Origin of the sequence: Rhodococcus sp. CX (assembly GCF_015865005.1) — a bacterium.
Taxonomy (GTDB): domain Bacteria; phylum Actinomycetota; class Actinomycetes; order Mycobacteriales; family Mycobacteriaceae; genus Rhodococcus.
The window spans coordinates 35,598-37,300 of sequence record NZ_JADZGH010000045.1 but is presented as its reverse complement, the minus strand read 5'-3'; the positions used below and the strand labels follow the sequence as shown (position 1 = coordinate 37,300).

Here is a 1,703-nt window from a genome sequence, read left to right as displayed (position 1 = left end):
GGTCCCGACCGCCACAACGACACACGGGCGCGGAGGCGCCGATTCGGTGGTGTGGATCGTCGCGGCCGTGGAAACTGTGGGCATGTCCGATCCGAGGGATTTCGGTATCCAGGGGAACGGGTACCGGGCTGTGGTGTCCAGTGCAGGTGGTGCGCTGCGTCTGCTCGAACACGAGGCGCCCGACGGCGCCTACGCGCTCACCGAGAGCTGGCCGGCCGGGGAGCGGCCACCGCTGTACAGCGGTGTCGTGCTCGCCCCGTGGCCGGGCCGGGTCCGCGACGGCCACTTCTTCTTCGACGGCATCGAACACCAACTCGCCGTGACCGATCCGGAGCACGGCGCGGCGCTGCACGGGTTCGCATGGGCGAGCTATTGGGAGTTGTTGTCGCACAGCGAGAATCGGGTCGTGCAGGCGCTCGAGGTCGGACTGCACAAGGGCTGGCCGTACCAGTTGCGGCTCACCGTCACCCACGAACTGGGGCCGGCCGGGCTGACAGTCACCCACACCACGACCAACATCGGCGGCTATCACGCGCCCTTCGGTCTGGGTGCGCATCCGTACCTGCGGGCCGGCGACTCCGACCTCGACGACTGCACGCTGCAGATCGCCGCCGGCACGCGGCTGCCCGTCGACCCGGAGCGGTCCCTGCCGAACGCGTACTCGCAGCCCGTCGCCGACAGCGATTACGACTTCACCTCTCCGCGGTCGCTGCGCGGCGTCACGCTCGACGCCCCCTTCAGCGCGCTCGACGAGGACGTCGACGGACGGGTCCGGCACGACCTGCTCGGCCCGGACGGTCGCGGCGTGCGGTTGTGGACCGGCCCGGGCTTCGGGTGGGTGCACGCGTCGATCGCCGACGACTATCCGGGCCGCGGCCGTGCCCTCGCGCTCGCGCCGGCGACGTGCCCGCCGGACGCGTTCAATCTGGGCATCGACATCGTCGTGTTGCAGCCCGGCGAGACGTGGACCGGTCAGTGGGGGCTGAGCGCCCTGGTCTGACGGGGCCGAGTGCCCCGGTCCGACGGGGGTCGAGCGCCCTGGGTGTGACCGTTGTACCGGTGCGGTGCACATTCGGCCGGACACGCCGGGGGTGCCTCACCGCGCGCGATCCGGTATCGTGATATCGATTTGCGTGGAGTGTTGTCGCAGGTGAGCGGCATTCACGTCCGTCGGTGTGCGCCGATCGCCGGGCACGACGAGGGTTCGCCTCCGCTTCGCATGGGTAGCCGTCCCGGGACTTTCGACCGACCCTCCCTGGGCGCCCGCCCCGGCCAGCGGCTAGGTTCTACGTGAATGTTCGGAAGTTTCTCGTAGGTCTGAGCTTGAGAGGGATCCTTCGTGCCCGCTGAGAATGACACAAACCCCACCCTCAGCTACCCCGGTGGCGAGCACAAAATGTCGATCGCCAAGGCGACGGAAGGCAATGACGGTATCGAGCTGGGCAAGCTCCTTGCTGCAACCGGGTACACCACCCTTGACCCCGGTTTCGTCAACACTGCCTCCACCACCTCGGCGATCACGTACATCGACGGTGAGAAGGGCATCCTGCGGTACCGCGGATACCCCATCGAGCAGCTCGCGGAACGGTCGACGTTCATCGAGGTCAGCTACCTGCTGATCTACGGTGAGCTGCCGACCTCGGAGCAGCTCGAGGTCTTCACCGACAAGATCCGCCGGCACACGCTGCTGCACGAGGATCTCA

Annotated in this window: 2 protein-coding genes; both read left to right on the top strand. The window is 68.2% G+C overall.

What is annotated here, in order from left to right; translation table 11 throughout:
- Nucleotides 1-82 precede the first annotated feature (82 nt).
- Complete coding sequence (locus I0Q12_RS04725; RefSeq protein WP_197250850.1) at nt 83-1,000, top strand: aldose 1-epimerase family protein; 918 nt, start codon at nt 83-85, stop codon at nt 998-1,000.
- A 339-nt stretch (nt 1,001-1,339) separates the two neighbouring features.
- Nucleotides 1,340-1,703: citrate/2-methylcitrate synthase (locus I0Q12_RS31990; RefSeq protein ID WP_307846029.1), on the top strand; the 364-nt coding region annotated here is incomplete at its 3' end.

Excerpts from the sequence above, each read along its gene's own strand:
- I0Q12_RS04725 (WP_197250850.1), top strand. The coding sequence starts at position 83 with ATGTCCGATCCGAGGGATTTCGGTATCCAGGGGAACGGGTACCGGGCT.